Consider the following 14,249-nt stretch of genomic DNA (forward strand, 5'->3'; position numbering starts at 1 on the left):
ACGTGTGTTTTATGCAGTTCCCATCGATTTCTGAAGGCGTGATTCGGCAAAATTCAACGGAGAATTCGTTTAGCCGAGGCAAAGAGTACGATCGCGCTGGCTCAGTCGTGGATGTAGTGCAGCGCGGCACAATGTTGCAAGCCGAAGTCGAAGGCACAGAAGTCAAACCTTACCGCGTGACAGTTGAGTTTGATGCTGGAGGGGTGACTGCTGCTCATTGCACTTGTCCTTACGAATACGGCGGGTGGTGTAAGCACATCGTCGCGACTTTACTGACTTGCAATCGGCTACCGGATCAAATCGAAGTGCGTCCAACTTTGGTGCACTTGCTCGATCGCTTAAATCCGGTTCAAACTCAACGCCTAGTGCAAGAGATGGTGGCAGAGCAACCAGAGTTAATTGAACTTGTAGATCGGCACGTCAATTTGACGACTCATCCAACTCCTACGAAATCAGCCCGCAAACCTCGTCGTAGCCCGATCGATGTCACACCCTTCCGGCGACAAGTGCGGCAGATTCTTCGAGAGGGAATCCGAGAATTAGAGGATGGCTGCGAGGATGATCCGTTTGGGGAAGAACTTTTGGAGTTGGTTGATCAAGCGCGATCGTTTTCCGAGAATGGCGATGGAGAAAGTGCGATCGCCATTCTCGAAGCCATCACCCAAAGCTATAGCCAGGAATGGGACGAACTGAATGAGTATGGCGGTGAGGTCTATGGCATCAATGATGAGTTGAATTCAGCCTGGACAGAAGCGATCCTATCCGCAGAACTGGATGCCGCCCAAATCACAGACATCCAGGGAATGCTAATGGGTTGGCAAGATGAACTGAGTGATGACTTTAGCATGAGTCTCGCCGCACTCGAACAGGGATGGACTGATCCAACCTTACAAGCAATGTTAGCGGGAACAATCTCCGAAGCAGAATTCTGGCTAGAGGAACGCCCCGATTTTACACGAGCCTTAGCTTTGATTCGGCTCCAAATCCTCGATCGACAAGATCGGGGATCAGAGTACCTCAATCTAGCGCGAGTGACAGGACTGACTCAGCAATATCTCACTCGATTAGCAGAATCCAGTGACATCGAAAACGCTGTAGCACTTGCAAGAACAGAGCTATCTACGATCGACGAAGCCTCTGCCTTAGCAAAAACGCTGCGAGAGTCGAATCACTTAGCGGAAGCATTGGAGATTGCTGAACAAGGATTAGGCTATTCAGGCAGCGGGCTATATGACTTTGCGATCTGGACTGGAGAGTTTGCTGAAGGGTTGAACAATTCTGAGATCGCACTTCGCGCTTATCAAACGGCATTCTCGGTACGTCCGTCTTTCAGTTTGTATCAGCGATCTCAACTCCTCGCAGGCAAAGCATGGAATCGAGTGAAACCCATTCTGCTCGACGCATTGCGCCAATCGAATGAATGGGGCAATGATGAGGCGAGGGTCAACATTTTCCTACATGAGAACTTGCTGGATGAGGCGATCTCAACAGTCAACAAACGCTACATTTACAAAATTGAGTGGGTCTATCAGGTCATGGATGCTGTCCTTGATCATCGACCGGATTGGGTGATAGAAACTGCGACTCGGAATGCAGACGAGATTATGAATGCTGGAAAGAGCGATAAATATGCTACTGCGATCGAATGGTTGAAACGTGCAAAAGCCGCTTACATCACATCTAATCGCCAATCAGAATGGCGAACTTACCGCAATCACTTAGGGCTAGTACATGGCAAGAAACGCAAGCTGATAGGACTGCTAGCTTCTGTTAGTTGATTGTCAAGGCAAAGCTTTTTGATCACTATTTGCTCAATCTAGCTTGCTTGAGACGCGACGTAAAACCTGTCAGATTTGCATACTCCGCCTGAAGTTGCTGCACCTGTTGAGTAAACTCGGTTGAGCGTCCTTGATGATTCGCTAAATCTCGCAAATCGATGAGTAATTTAATGGCATCGTCATACGGCTTGACTCGTTTCAGCGCAACTAATTCCCACACTTTCTTCCACGTTTCGACTTCTTTAGGCGCAAGGATTTCTAGCTCTTTGAGTCGTTTTTTATGAGCAGCATCTCGTTCTTTCTGCTCTCGCTGCGATCTCAATTTGACAGCAATTTCTGTCAACTCTGATAATCGACGCTGACCCACTGGAGCGGTCTGACCTGAACTGGAGGATTTCGCCAATTCTTTCAGGCGTTGAATGAACTGCAAATCAGTATGCGGTTCTTGTCGAGCAAACTTGATCAGGAATTCTCGCTGCTCAGCCTCCGAGAGCGAAGAGATCCAAGTTTCGAGCAGAGGTTCTGCCGCCGATTTTTGGGTGGAGCTTGCCTGAGCCGCAGCCGTGACTAAATCTGGATCAAGTCCAACGAGTTCAATGAATGCCTGAAGCGGCGCGGATAGCTTGTGTAGATTGGATGGAACCGGAGGTTCGATCGGGTCATCCTTAAGATCAATCTCAACTGAATTCGTTGCGCGTAGCCAAGCCAGGTAAAGCAAGCGCATATCGCCCTGTAATAACGTCGATCGTAAGGGCACAAGTTGGGACAACCAGCCCTCTCCGTCCACCCAATCGCTCGCTTCATCGTTGATATCAATGTCGAGAATGACCCACTGAGAAGTGGTCGAAACCGAGATAACGTAAGGGATACAGTAAGGCTGAAACACAGCAGGATCAATCAGCGACTTCGGAAAGCGCCAAATCAGTTGCCAACTGCCCCAATTCGCGATGTAGAACATGACATCAAAGTACTGAGTCAGCACTTTTTTGGGATCGCCTGGAAAGTTGGCGTAGTTGTAGACAAAACTTGCCCGTGTCGAAGTGAGATTGACGCGACTGGACAATTTTTGGATCTGCGATCGCTCCGCAGCGGTTAACGGACGATCCAGAGCTTGAAATTCATAGTACTGATATTCGCTCATAACTTGAACTGAACCAAGTCATCTCCTTCTACCCTAACGCTCCAGGGCTGTCTCGCTGAACTTTTTTAGGTGTCTCGGTAGAGACAATTGTACTGCTACAGCTCATTTAGCTGCCAAGTTTGCCTTTAGAATGAGGGGCATTGATCTATGCTGGACTATCTTTAGAGCAGGAACGACAGGTGTTCCGCGATCAAAACTTACTGATGCAGCGCCCCAGCGTGTCCTTAGCATACACGTTTGATCAACGCTCTCCCTTAGTTTTGATTGCCAAACATCTGCTCGATCGCGTTCCCCAATTTCGGAACAATGTGGAAATGGTCGAAAACGGACTAGGGACACATAATCCCAAATTGATGACATTCTCGACATTAGTGACTGCGACACAGCATATGTATCCAAATTTGCGCTCAAAGAAAGACCTTGAGGCTCGAAGTGATTGGGCGACAGCGTTCTGGATTGCTGCTGCTCTCGCTTTGCCCAATGATCCCTGGAAAGTGGTGAGTAAGAAGGAACGCGATCGCCAAAGACAGGAAGATTTAACCGTAACAGGTGTTGCAATTCAAGCACTAGGGTTGATAGCGCGCGATCTGTATACCGAAGGAGTCCCAATCGAGGATTTGTTCAAGCGACTTTCTAGATTGAAAGACATCAACTGGCGACGAGAAGAACCACTCTGGCGAGAACGAGGCGTAACCCAAATCGGTTGAACATCTCCTGTAGAACATTACGATCGCCAAACCTCCTAAAACTCTTCTTCTACGATTGGAAAATCTGAACTTTCAACGCTCAATAGATTGGCTCCTGATGCTCAAGAAATCAGCCTTAAATACTCAGATGATGAGCTTCCAATACTCAATGAGTTAGCTTTCAAAACTCAGGTGATGAGCTTTTAATGCTCAATAAGTTAGCTTCAGCAGTTTGGATGTGAGTTTTTGAGGCTCAGGTGATAAGCTTTCAATGCTCAATGAGTTAGCTTTCAAAACTCAGGTGATGAGCTTTTAATGCTCAATGAGTTAGCTTCAGCAGTTTGGATAGTGAGTTTTTGAGGCTTAGTAAGACAGCTTTGCAAGCTCAGGTTAGCTGTTGATATGTGATCGCTCAGGCGAAATCGGGAACATTAGACCATAGTTTCACGGATGCACAGTTGGCATCTATCGATAAAATGGTAAACCCCAAAACAAACGGAAATGGTACAAGTAACGGCAGCAGCACTTCTGCCCAGTCTATCCCAGCCGCTTCTCCTACTTTTTTGTCCAATCCTCCTAATGCTTCTAAACCTGAACCTTTGAGTCAAAACGATCGCGATGTGATCATAAGGTTGCTCACTCAGATCCGCGAGATACTTCCTGAGTTGAGAGATCTCACCGCAGAAGAACGCAGATCAATGCTGGGAATGGGTGACAAAAACCGCATTTTTGCTGGTAAAGTCCTTGAGGTGATTCTCCAAAGTCCTGACTTTTTACCTCGTTCTTTTGACATCGAGCAGTATCAGCAGGATTTAGCAACCTTCGATCGCTTGTCTACGATTCTGATGGCACTGACTCAACTCCGGGATTTAGTGGACGCAACCACGATCGCGCTCGGATCAGAAATTTATGAGGATGCTCTAACGGCTTATCGTCATGCCAAGGTTAGTGGTCAAGGCGCAAGTCTCGATTCGATGATGTCAGAAATGGCACAGCGATTCGCGCGTAAATCGAAAAAGAAAGAAGAAGAAAAGTCAGAAGACAAAACCCCTGAAAGCAAAGAGTAAGCAGAGAAAGGGGTCAAGACATAAATCCATCTTTTGGCTCCTTTTTAATCAAGCAAAAATTTGCTTATTCTCGGTACCGTACAAGGTATAAAATAGGCAGAAGTTCAGGCGCTTAGCAGGGCAAAGTCCGAAAAGTTCAAACTCGCTTCCTATTTGCAGCAAGAGTTCACACGACGCACCTCTTCTGGATGGGTATGTTACCCTGAGAGCCGCATTTTATCCCTTGAACTTGAAAATCATTTGGGCTACCGCCCTCGCGCAGATGTCCTATTAGAGCGAGAAGACGGCTCGAAGCGTTTGTGGATTGAATTCGAGATTAGTCGCGCTGATCCAGTTGCTAACCATGCTAAATTTGCGACAGCGCATCTTTTCCAGCCACAATCAGCAAATGATATCTTTATCAGCATGGTTAGTTCTCATGTTGATCTAGGCAGACGGAATTTAGCAGCAAATACAATTCTGTTGATGCGGTGTGTTGGTATGACCGCCTTTCAGACAGTTCTTCTACCGCAATTTTCCGCAACTTTAATCACTCAGTTTCGCACTTGGCTCTGGGTTAAAAGTGCCTTAGCAAGTGCAACACCTCTGAGAGATACGGAACTGGCTGACTGTTGCGGTATTAGCAATCCCAAGCGGCTCTACTATCTGCGACAAGAAGTTTCGGAAATTTCAATTCAATTTCTAACCCGGACTGTTGCTGAGCTATTTAGTCTAGAAAACCATCTCAAGCAGGGCGCACTTCCCGAGGTGATACTTCCTATTTTAGTAAAAATAGCAGTGAGACAGTAGATCTGAGGCTGAATCAAAGATAGATATGGCTGTCCCTCAGATCTACCGATGCAACGGGCTTGCTGCTAACGGGTTCGCCAATAATTCGCCGTCATGAAGTGATGCCACTGCCCGTCATCACCCAACACCTGCGAGGTCATCACACGGTGATCGTCGCTTTTGAATGCGATCGCGTCTTTGTACTTCGCCAGCTTCCCATCGCCCGTCATGGCAGGTCCCTCGGAGTCGAGCGTGAGAATTGTTTCAGTTGCATCCAGTTTGCCATCGTACCGCCAGAGGTAGGTGATCATTGACCCGATCCAAGTGCACACATATCGCTGTTGCTGTGGATCGTAACCAAGGGTCATCAGCGTGGTCGCCTGCCCACACCCTGGCATCTCGCCCTGCCCTTCGGCAACCACCCAAAGTCCGCCGATGGATCGCACCGTCTCAGTTCCCGTTGCTTTTTCGGGCGGTTGATTGACTCCCATCGCGACCTCCGTTTCATACGTCCACTCACCGACCAGTTTTTGCAGCCACTGATGTTCTTTTTGTACTTCAGAATGCAGGGTTGATTCTGGTTGTGTTTGCATTGTTCCCATTGCTTTTGCTCCTTTATTGTTAGTGAATTGCGGTTCGCTTGAAGGTCTGTAAACTGACGCATCAAACCGCTTTCTCGCAGTTGATCATCCACGGTATGCCAAATTGATCGACTAACATTCCGAATCGAAATGCCCAGAAAGTTGGCTCAAAGGGCATCTTGACCGTTCCGTTTTCGGATAAAGCCTGAAAAACTCGTTCTGCCTCGGTTACATATGACTTGCACGACGGAGCGATGAAGCTACTGTTGCTGTCGCGTCTCAACCTGGGTGCGAATGCGATCTTCCTGCTCCCTTAATTCGGATGTCAAAGCTTCACCAAAATCCTCTGCCTCAAAGACGGGGCGAACCTCAATCTCGGATTCTCCTGGCATTGGGTTGGGGCAGCGCTTCACCCAGGAAATAGCTTCTTCGATCGAGTTCACCTGCCACAGCCAGTACCCTGCAATTAGCTCCTGTGTTGAAGTGAAGGGTCCTTGGATGACAGTGCGATCGCTTCCTGAAAAGTGAACTCTCATTCCTTTTGAGCTAGGATGCAGCCCATCACCCGCGAGCAAGATCCCTGCCTTGACTAATTCTTCGTTGTACTGCCCCATTGCAGTCAAAAGTTGTTCGCTCGGCATGACCCCGGCTTCTGAGTCTTGGGTTGCTTTGACGATAACCATTACTTTCATTGTGAAATCTCCCGTTGAGTGGTTTTGAGTTGGATTACTGGTGCGCTAATGACTAACCAGCAGCGACCTGCTTGAGTTGATCAATGTCGATCTTCTTCATTTGCAGCATGGCAGTGGTAACGTTTTGAGCGGTTCCTTCGGAGTTGCGCTTTGCGCTAAGCGCTGCATCGGGGTGATTGAGCAACTCGATCAGAATGCGAGGAATAATTTGCCACGAAACCCCATACTGGTCTTTGAGCCAGCCGCACTGTTGGGCGGTTTCATCGCCACCCGCAGACAGTTTTCGCCAGTAATCGTCTACTTCCTCTTGGCTATTGCAAAAGATTTGGAAGGAAATTGCCTCGTTAAATTTGAAGGTCGGCCCCCCATTCAGGGCTGTAAACGGCTGACCATCTAGTTCAAAGCTCACGGTCATAACGGTTCCGGCGGGTTTGTCGTGAATTTCCTGTCCAGCTTCTCCGTAGCAGCTGATATGGACAATCTTGGAATTGCGAAAAATTGAGGTATAAAACTGAGCGGCGGCTTCGGCTTGATCATCAAACCATAAACAAGGCGTGATGTTGTGATTGTTTAGCATAAGAATTCTCTTTACTACGTGGGCAATCCTGCCACTTCAATGACAGGACGGATTTCAACGGTGCCAACTTTTGCGCCTGGGATTTGGGTTGCGATCGCAATTGCCTCATCCAAGTTCGCAGCGTCGATCAAGAAAAATCCACCGAGTTGCTCACGGGTTTCCGCAAACGGTCCATCGGTGACGAGGGATTTCCCTTCCCGGACTCGGATACTGGTTGCCGTCGCGACTGAGTGAAGTGGAGCCGTCGCGAGAAATTGCCCTTTAGAGTGTAGGTCTTGCGCGAGTTGGGCGGATTTGCCATAACACTGTTCGCGCTCCGCTTGGGTCATGGCAGTTTCTTCCATGTAGATCAGCAGCACATATTTCATGGGATTGCCTCCTTGTGTTTATGAGTCGAATGACGTTGGCTCAGATCGACACGTTGCCAAAACTTTTTTTCATCCAGTACGATCGAACTCCTCCTTTATCAATGAGTCGAATGGGAATTTCTCAAATCGACAGATTTGCTAAAAAAATTCTGAGGTCAGCGATGGCAACTCCAAAATCAGCAGCAGAGGTCAGTCAAGCAATCGACTCCGTTTATCGGTCTGAATGGGGAAGGATTATCGCCATTCTGATTCGGCTGGTCGGAGATTTTGACATTGCGGAAGAGGCAGCGCAGGAAGCATTTGCGGCGGCAGTCAATCAGTGGCAGTCGGGAATTCCGGATCTTCCCCGTGCTTGGATCATTCGGACGGCACGATATAAAGCGATCGATCGCCTCCGACGTAGAACTCGGATGAGCGAAAAACTGGAATGGTATGCTGCTTCTGGATTAATTCCGTCGAGTGAGGAACCAAAATATGAGAACGATGAAATTCCAGACGATCAATTAAGACTTATCTTTACCTGCTGTCATCCGGCACTCGCAATCGAAACTCAAGTCGCGCTGACGCTCCGAATGCTTGGTGGACTGGAGACAGACGAAATTGCCCGCGCCTTTCTCGTGCCGACTCCAACAATGGCGCAACGATTAGTTCGTGCTAAGCGCAAAATCCGAGATGCGGGCATTCCCTACAAAGTGCCAGAAACGAGCGATCTTCCACCTCGCCTCGACGCAGTGTTGAGCGTCATCTATCTCATCTTTAACGAAGGGTACGCCGCAACTTGTGGGGAAGCCATGATCAGAGCCGATTTGTGTGCGGAAGCGATCCGGCTCGGTCGATTAGTCAGAACGTTACTGTCACCGCAACCGCCGTCAGAAGTCACAGCACTCTTGGCACTGATGTTATTGCACGACTCGCGGCGTGATGCCCGTCTGGATGAGCAGGGCGATTTAGTGCTGCTCGAAGATCAGGATCGTCGCCGTTGGAATCAGACGCAAATTGCGGAAGCGTTGCCGTTGGTTGAAGAGGCGCTGTGGGGTGGAACGGGAGCTTTTGCAATTCAAGCTGCGATCGCTGCCCTCCATTGCCAAGCTACACGAGCTGAAGATACCGACTGGGCACAGATTGTTCAGCTTTATGGGGTGATGGAGCGCTTATACCCGTCTCCGATCGTGTCTTTGAATCGAGCGGTTGCGATCGCGATGGTTGAGGGAGCTGAAGTCGCGATCGCACTTCTCGATCAACTTACCGCCGAGCTTGACAGCTATCACCTGTTTCATGCTGCCCGTGCTGATTTGTCGCGACGAATCGGCAACTTTGAAACCGCTGCCCAGAGTTATACCCGTGCGCTTGAGATCGTCACCAACGACAGTGAGCGTCGCTTCCTGGAGCGTCGGCTGCATGAAGTTCAGTGCTAACGCATCAATCATTTTTGGCTCGAACTTATCCCAAAACAAGCCTCTTTCTCGTCTTAATTATGTTTAACAATACTCTCGTAACCCTAACATTGATCGCTGCAATCGGCAGTGGGCTAGTCGCTGGAGTTTTCTTTGCCTTCTCGACTTTCGTAATGCCTGCACTGGCGCGAATCGAACCTGCGCAGGGGATTGCTGCCATGCAATCGATCAATATCACAGCAATTAATCCGTTGTTTATGCTGGCACTATTTGGAACGGCTGTGGTTTGCCTCTTTCTAGCAGTCTTTGCATTGTTAAAATCGGAGCAGCCTAATTCTACCGACTTGCTCATCGGCAGTTTGCTGTATCTAATTGGGGCAATTGGAGTGACGATCGCATTCAATGTACCGTTAAACGATGCGTTAGCAAGCGTCAAACCTGGTAGTCCTGAAGGTGCAACACTATGGTCTAAGTACCTGACGAACTGGACACTCTGGAATCATGTGCGAACGGTCGCTGCACTGATCTCAACTTTATTGTTTACGATCGCACTCGGTAAATAGCGTTAGTAGCAGTTCCCTTTTAGCCATGCACTTACAGAGAAAATTAAACTGCGTCGCTTCACCGCGTTGGCGATTCAAGCGCACACATCCCATCTTTAGAGTTCATCGCTTTCCAATGGTGCTCAGTCATGTCATCTGCGGGAAACAAACATTCGATTCGCAATTCCTGAAGCGTAATGTCGTAAGGAGTTCCCAAAGTTGCGATCGTCGAGAAAAACTGTAATTCCAGCGCCTCTCGCTTGAAGTGAGTGGTGAGCAGCAATGTATGTTGTGCTAATTGATTGGAAGTCTGCCAAAGCTCAGAAACTCCCGGATAGCTCATTAACTCATTCAACAAGGCAGTAGACCGTTCGCTTTCTCCTTCGACCATCGCCTCTCGATGAAGACGTTGTAGCAAATGCTCTGCAACCTCTTGCCAGTTCACGACAAACGGACGAACCCCTCGCAAGTCAAACATGACGCGCATCAAATTGATGTTCCCATCCCGATAGAAATGAGTGTGGAGTTGGCTCGGATCAATGAAAGCAGCGAGCAGGCGACTAGCCGCAGTGTTCGTCAGTAAAAGGTTCCAGTAGCGATCGACAACAAACGCTGGATACGGTTCTTGCTGCCGGAGCATGAAGTCGATCGCTTTACGCACCGATGACATTTCAGGTGCTGAAAGATCTGTTTCGGCATGAATCGGCGCAAATCCGGCGGCAGTCAGCATCAGATTTTGCTGTCTGAGCGGAATTTCTAACACGGTGGCTAATTGCAGCACCATTTCTCGACTGGGTTTAGCTCGTCCCGATTCGAGAAAACTGATGTGACGTTGAGAAACTTGACTCGTAACAGCGAGATCAAGCTGACTAAACCCACGCTGGGTGCGCCAGTGCTTGAGCAGTGTTCCAAATGAACCGAGGTAGGATTCAGAATCAACTGTGCGTTGGAGCATAACAAACCTCGCGAGAACAATGAGCTTGATTACCTATCAGGTAATTGCTTCAATTATCTCATTCTTGCATGATGAAAGCATCCTAATTGAGGGCAAGAACGATGCTGACATCTACTGATGCTTCGACAACTAAAACTTCCACAAAACCTTTATATCTGCTGCTGGCTATTACAGGTTCGATTCTCCCTTGGTACTGGCTGCTACAAGATCCAACGGCGCTACTTTCTCCCGCTTTGTTCTTTCAACGAGCCTTTGCGAACCACATTGCTATCACAGTAGCGAGTGATTTATCGATTAGTGCGATCACATTCTTTTGCTTTGCCTGGATCGAATTAAAGCGATTGAAGATTGCTCGATCGTGGATACTCGTCTATGTTGGACTGACCTTTGGTATTGGGCTTTCGTGTGCCTTGCCATTGTTCTTGTACCACCGTGAACAAATTCTAGAACAGAAGGCAATCAAAGCTTAGTGACCATACTCTTACTTATGCTCAACAAAGTCGTCATTCTTAATTTAGCTTTCTTGCTGACTCACCAGGTGGATGGGGCTTACTGGCATGAGTGGGAAATATTCCGACTGTCGGGCAGCATACAGCTTAACAACTTCATCAATGTTCTTACGTGTGTCGGATTGCTCTCCTTGTTGATTCCTGTTGTTCAACGCAAAGCATCTGGCATCACTTGCTCACGGGTGATTGCTGTTGTTAGTGCGTTGGTGCTGCCTACTCATGTGGGTTTCGCGGTTCCTTCGGAGTTGCGCTCCGCGCTAAGCGCCATCGACGGCAAAACAGCGCCTCGTTGCTGGCAACCGCGGTCGCAGTCGCGCGACTTGGTCAAGTGCCTGGTCAATACGACTCAACTCAGGAAAATCGCTCTGACTGCATGTTTGCTCCACTGAAATGGCATAGCTTTGCTCAGTTTCGACATTCACCACGCCAATCAGCGACACTTCCAATCCTTTCTCAGCCCGACTCGCGCTGCCGTTGTCATACCAGTCCAAGCCAAAGGTCGTCTTCCCACTTTTGCGAATAAAAGAACTGTCTATCACTCCCAACCACGATTGCCCGGTTGCAGTTGCCGCTGCGACAATACTCAGGTTCAATCCGATAAAATCGAAGGCCTGTCCATACTGTCGGCGGTAGGTCTTCTCGTTCAACGCACTGTATCGACTGAGATTGCTAAAGTTGACCTTGCCACACACAATCAAAATCGTCGTGAATAAGGTGACGAGAAATTTCAATTGCGGTTTGCGAGATGACCCACTTTCGTAAGTTGGCTCTGTACCATTTCCATATGACTATTCGTCCGGTGCGCTTTTTTCTAATTAGCACCTTAACGGACGAATAGTTTTCCTGTCGAGCTTCTCAAAAACTGTCCGAAGTATTGATACGTATAAGTTGTGCAAATTCTGATAAACCATTCAAAAGGAGTAGATGATGTCTTATCGGCAGCCCTTAATTTTGCTCACCACTAACAGCGAGATCGCTGCAATAATACGATGAGCGTCGTTTGTTGAGTTAAATCAGCATGGTGTCAGGAATATTGACCTATACGATCGGAACCCTAGCTGCTCTATTTCCCATTGCTAACCCAATTGGAGCCGTCCCCATCTTTTAGTACATAGGTATCTACACGAGAAACCGTACCGCCCGGATTAGAGACATCTCCACCTTTATTTTCAATCAAGAACTGATAGGATTGCTTTGCCACAACGCCCACAACATCAGCCGACCAATAGCTAGAATTACTCGGTTTTGGCGCAAGTGAAACTTGAGACATCTGTTCGCTGCGCCATATACAAACTGAAACCGCAATCTCATTCGGTGCCCAAACTCGAAACGAGCACCCATCGCCAAACAGATTTGCGCCCATGCCTGGATGAATACTCGGATGATCAGTTATGGATTGATCGGATCTACTCATGCTAACTTTACGTCTCCCTTAGCAAGATTATTAGAAGTTAAAATTAGGTGGAGCTTCTGAAGCTTTTAGTGACCAAGTTTGATTGACAGTAAAGTCTAAAATAGACTGATGATAATTGCTCAGGCTCTCTCGATGTCCAACGCTCAGAAAGGTCATACCAGAGTCTTCTAGCTGCTGATATAAATGTTCTTCATTCTTAGAGTCGAGGGCACTAGTAGCTTCATCTAGAATGGCGTAACTTGGTTTATTAAGCAGAAGACGCGCAAAAATTAGGCGCTGCTGCTCTCCTAAAGACAGAACCTCTGCCCAGTTCTGTTCAGCGTTGAATCCGCCATGACTTTGCTCTAGGTCAGGCAAATTTACCTGAATCAAAATTCGCCTCAGATGCGAGTCTTCAACTGACTCATCCATTTTTGGATACAGCATTTGATCTCGTAACGTCCCTAAAATCATGTAAGGTCGCTGCGATAAAAACAGCATTTGCTCAAGGGTTGGTCGCAAAATTGTTCCCGTGCCTGCATTCCACAGTCCAGCGATCGCTCTTAGCAAGGAACTCTTCCCGCACCCACTCGGACCTCTCACTAGCAGACCCTCACCCGTGGATAGCGTCACAGATAGATCTGCCACCAAAGTCCTTTGATAGTCGGGTGTTTGTAGCGTCATATTTTCTAACGCAAGGCAGTCAGAAATTTCAGTCTTGATCGTGGTTTGCTCAGCGAGTTCAGTCGCCTTATGGGTTAACCGGATATCCAAAGATTCCGAAAAGGTATGTAAGCGATTAACACCTGCGCCAAACGTAGCAATAGACTGAAAGCGCGCTACAATCAAGTTAAGTGAAAAAAAGACTCGGATGAAAGCCCCTTGTGCTTCGGTGACTTTGCCAACTTCTAACTCACCTGCGAAAATGCCGGGTGCAACCACGATTGCAGGCAGAATGTAGGGAACAAATTCGTAAGCGTTGGTCAAGATATTAAGATTTAACTCCCAAAAGATTAAGCGCTTGAAGTTATCAAATGCTTTTATAAATCTGCCTTTGATTTGATCAGACTCGTGCTGCTCTCCCTGGTAAAAGGCAATCGCTTCAGCATTTTCGCGCACCCGCACTAAACCAAAACGGAAGTTGGCTTCTTTTTTAAGCTGCTCAAAATTGAGCCGCACTAAAGGCTTTCCGAATACCCCAACTGTAACCAAGGTACCCACTAGCGCATAGAGTACCAAAAACAAAATTAACGGCTTAGAAATGCGCCAGAGCACACCGCTAAAGGCACCGATCGCCAACAGCGAGTCAACGATCGCCAACAATAGCGTTAACGACTCTTGGGTAAAGCTTTTGATATCTTCAGTAATCCGCTGATCGGGGTTGTCAATGTCGGCATCCGTATGGTTTAAGTCATAAAATGCCCGATTCTGAAAGTAGCGATCGATGAAATGGTTAGTGAGCCATCGCCGCCACTCTACACCCAAGAGATCGCGCAAATAATCATAACCCGCGTACAGCGGTGCATAAATCACTAATGTTCCAGCGAAAATCAGAATCGTTTGCCAAAATCTCGCTTCATCTTGAGCAGACAGTGCCGAGATTAGTGCGCCCCGTTTGTTGTTGAGAAGCACACTAATTCCTGTGTAACCCAAGGACAATAGGATGACGAATAGCAATAATCCACGGGCACGCCATTTTTCGTCGCTTGACCAATAGGATTTAGCGATCGCCCAGAACTGCTTGAATATAACTAGATTAAATCGTTGCATTACTTGTATTCATACAGAATGGCTTACC

16 protein-coding genes and 1 pseudogene are annotated in these 14,249 nt (G+C 47.8%); 8 read left to right on the forward strand and 9 right to left on the reverse strand.

Going from position 1 to position 14,249, the window contains the following annotated elements; all coding sequences use genetic code 11:
• Positions 1-11: 11 nt before the first annotated feature.
• Positions 12-1,778, forward strand: a complete 1,767-nt coding sequence (locus tag ACMUEV_RS20265; RefSeq protein WP_190651703.1) for an SWIM zinc finger family protein — start codon at positions 12-14, stop codon at positions 1,776-1,778.
• A gap of 25 nt (positions 1,779-1,803) precedes the next feature.
• Here the strand turns inward: ACMUEV_RS20265 and ACMUEV_RS20270 are convergent, their stop codons facing one another.
• The gene (locus ACMUEV_RS20270; protein ID WP_190651701.1) at positions 1,804-2,919 is read right to left on the reverse strand and encodes a hypothetical protein; all 1,116 of its coding nucleotides are present in this window, start codon (positions 2,917-2,919) and stop codon (positions 1,804-1,806) included.
• A 140-nt stretch (positions 2,920-3,059) separates the two neighbouring features.
• Between ACMUEV_RS20270 and ACMUEV_RS20275 the strand changes: the two genes are divergently transcribed.
• The 3 genes from ACMUEV_RS20275 to ACMUEV_RS20285 all read left to right on the forward strand — a co-directional run bounded on the left by ACMUEV_RS20275 (position 3,060) and on the right by ACMUEV_RS20285 (position 5,461).
• Complete coding sequence (locus tag ACMUEV_RS20275) at positions 3,060-3,626, forward strand: DNA sulfur modification protein DndB (RefSeq protein WP_199329525.1); 567 nt, start codon at positions 3,060-3,062, stop codon at positions 3,624-3,626.
• A 455-nt stretch (positions 3,627-4,081) separates the two neighbouring features.
• The gene (locus ACMUEV_RS20280) at positions 4,082-4,672 is read left to right on the forward strand and encodes a hypothetical protein (RefSeq protein WP_199329523.1); all 591 of its coding nucleotides are present in this window, start codon (positions 4,082-4,084) and stop codon (positions 4,670-4,672) included.
• A gap of 240 nt (positions 4,673-4,912) precedes the next feature.
• Positions 4,913-5,461, forward strand: a complete 549-nt coding sequence (locus tag ACMUEV_RS20285) for a hypothetical protein (RefSeq protein ID WP_190651699.1) — start codon at positions 4,913-4,915, stop codon at positions 5,459-5,461.
• Positions 5,462-5,526: 65 nt separating this feature from the next.
• Here ACMUEV_RS20285 and ACMUEV_RS20290 read toward each other — a convergent pair whose 3' ends face one another.
• The 4 genes from ACMUEV_RS20290 to ACMUEV_RS20305 all read right to left on the reverse strand — a co-directional run bounded on the left by ACMUEV_RS20290 (position 5,527) and on the right by ACMUEV_RS20305 (position 7,658).
• A complete protein-coding gene (locus ACMUEV_RS20290) occupies positions 5,527-6,042 on the reverse strand; it encodes a DUF1579 domain-containing protein (RefSeq protein WP_190651698.1) in 516 nt (171 codons plus the stop codon).
• Between the two features lie 239 nt (positions 6,043-6,281).
• Entirely contained in the window at positions 6,282-6,713 is a 432-nt protein-coding gene (locus ACMUEV_RS20295) for a YciI family protein (RefSeq protein ID WP_190651696.1), read from the reverse strand.
• Positions 6,714-6,765: 52 nt separating this feature from the next.
• A complete protein-coding gene (locus ACMUEV_RS20300; RefSeq protein WP_190651694.1) occupies positions 6,766-7,290 on the reverse strand; it encodes a VOC family protein in 525 nt (174 codons plus the stop codon).
• A 14-nt stretch (positions 7,291-7,304) separates the two neighbouring features.
• The gene (locus tag ACMUEV_RS20305; protein ID WP_190651692.1) at positions 7,305-7,658 is read right to left on the reverse strand and encodes a YciI family protein; all 354 of its coding nucleotides are present in this window, start codon (positions 7,656-7,658) and stop codon (positions 7,305-7,307) included.
• A gap of 161 nt (positions 7,659-7,819) precedes the next feature.
• Between ACMUEV_RS20305 and ACMUEV_RS20310 the strand changes: the two genes are divergently transcribed.
• Both ACMUEV_RS20310 and ACMUEV_RS20315 read left to right on the forward strand, forming a co-directional pair.
• Positions 7,820-9,073, forward strand: coding sequence for an RNA polymerase sigma factor (locus ACMUEV_RS20310; RefSeq protein WP_242044463.1), 1,254 nt, complete (start codon positions 7,820-7,822; stop codon positions 9,071-9,073).
• Positions 9,074-9,132: 59 nt separating this feature from the next.
• Positions 9,133-9,615, forward strand: coding sequence for a DUF1772 domain-containing protein (locus ACMUEV_RS20315; protein ID WP_190651728.1), 483 nt, complete (start codon positions 9,133-9,135; stop codon positions 9,613-9,615).
• 58 nt (positions 9,616-9,673) lie between these two features.
• Here ACMUEV_RS20315 and ACMUEV_RS20320 read toward each other — a convergent pair whose 3' ends face one another.
• Complete coding sequence (locus ACMUEV_RS20320; protein WP_190651690.1) at positions 9,674-10,549, reverse strand: helix-turn-helix domain-containing protein; 876 nt, start codon at positions 10,547-10,549, stop codon at positions 9,674-9,676.
• A gap of 101 nt (positions 10,550-10,650) precedes the next feature.
• On the opposite strand from ACMUEV_RS20320, the gene ACMUEV_RS20325 reads away from it, so the two are divergent.
• Positions 10,651-11,019: a DUF2834 domain-containing protein gene (locus ACMUEV_RS20325; protein ID WP_190651688.1), complete on the forward strand. Its 369-nt coding sequence runs from the start codon at positions 10,651-10,653 to the stop codon at positions 11,017-11,019.
• A 17-nt stretch (positions 11,020-11,036) separates the two neighbouring features.
• Positions 11,037-11,285: pseudogene (locus ACMUEV_RS20330) on the forward strand (DUF6713 family protein); the annotation flags it as partial.
• A 30-nt stretch (positions 11,286-11,315) separates the two neighbouring features.
• Here ACMUEV_RS20330 and ACMUEV_RS20335 read toward each other — a convergent pair.
• The 3 genes from ACMUEV_RS20335 to ACMUEV_RS20345 form a co-directional block, all read right to left on the reverse strand.
• The gene (locus ACMUEV_RS20335) at positions 11,316-11,789 is read right to left on the reverse strand and encodes a hypothetical protein (RefSeq protein WP_199329521.1); all 474 of its coding nucleotides are present in this window, start codon (positions 11,787-11,789) and stop codon (positions 11,316-11,318) included.
• A gap of 332 nt (positions 11,790-12,121) precedes the next feature.
• A complete protein-coding gene (locus tag ACMUEV_RS20340; protein ID WP_190651686.1) occupies positions 12,122-12,472 on the reverse strand; it encodes a hypothetical protein in 351 nt (116 codons plus the stop codon).
• Between the two features lie 30 nt (positions 12,473-12,502).
• Complete coding sequence (locus tag ACMUEV_RS20345) at positions 12,503-14,221, reverse strand: ABC transporter ATP-binding protein/permease (protein WP_190651684.1); 1,719 nt, start codon at positions 14,219-14,221, stop codon at positions 12,503-12,505.
• Positions 14,222-14,249 lie beyond the last annotated feature (28 nt).

Origin of the sequence: Leptolyngbya sp. FACHB-1624, assembly GCF_047649235.1 — a bacterium.
GTDB classification, from domain to species: domain Bacteria; phylum Cyanobacteriota; class Cyanobacteriia; order Leptolyngbyales; family Leptolyngbyaceae; genus Leptolyngbya; species Leptolyngbya boryana.

Bases quoted from the DNA above. Each gene is read 5' to 3' on its own strand.
- ACMUEV_RS20265 (WP_190651703.1), top strand. From the start codon at position 12: ATGCAGTTCCCATCGATTTCTGAAGGCGTGATTCGGCAAAATTCAACG.
- ACMUEV_RS20270 (WP_190651701.1), bottom strand. From the start codon at position 2,919: ATGAGCGAATATCAGTACTATGAATTTCAAGCTCTGGATCGTCCGTTA.
- ACMUEV_RS20280 (WP_199329523.1), top strand. From the start codon at position 4,082: ATGGTAAACCCCAAAACAAACGGAAATGGTACAAGTAACGGCAGCAGC.
- ACMUEV_RS20290 (WP_190651698.1), bottom strand. From the start codon at position 6,042: ATGGGAACAATGCAAACACAACCAGAATCAACCCTGCATTCTGAAGTA.
- ACMUEV_RS20295 (WP_190651696.1), bottom strand. From the start codon at position 6,713: ATGAAAGTAATGGTTATCGTCAAAGCAACCCAAGACTCAGAAGCCGGG.
- ACMUEV_RS20300 (WP_190651694.1), bottom strand. From the start codon at position 7,290: ATGCTAAACAATCACAACATCACGCCTTGTTTATGGTTTGATGATCAA.
- ACMUEV_RS20305 (WP_190651692.1), bottom strand. From the start codon at position 7,658: ATGAAATATGTGCTGCTGATCTACATGGAAGAAACTGCCATGACCCAA.
- ACMUEV_RS20310 (WP_242044463.1), top strand. From the start codon at position 7,820: ATGGCAACTCCAAAATCAGCAGCAGAGGTCAGTCAAGCAATCGACTCC.
- ACMUEV_RS20315 (WP_190651728.1), top strand. From the start codon at position 9,133: ATGTTTAACAATACTCTCGTAACCCTAACATTGATCGCTGCAATCGGC.
- ACMUEV_RS20320 (WP_190651690.1), bottom strand. From the start codon at position 10,549: ATGCTCCAACGCACAGTTGATTCTGAATCCTACCTCGGTTCATTTGGA.
- ACMUEV_RS20325 (WP_190651688.1), top strand. From the start codon at position 10,651: ATGCTGACATCTACTGATGCTTCGACAACTAAAACTTCCACAAAACCT.
- ACMUEV_RS20340 (WP_190651686.1), bottom strand. From the start codon at position 12,472: ATGAGTAGATCCGATCAATCCATAACTGATCATCCGAGTATTCATCCA.
- ACMUEV_RS20345 (WP_190651684.1), bottom strand. From the start codon at position 14,221: ATGCAACGATTTAATCTAGTTATATTCAAGCAGTTCTGGGCGATCGCT.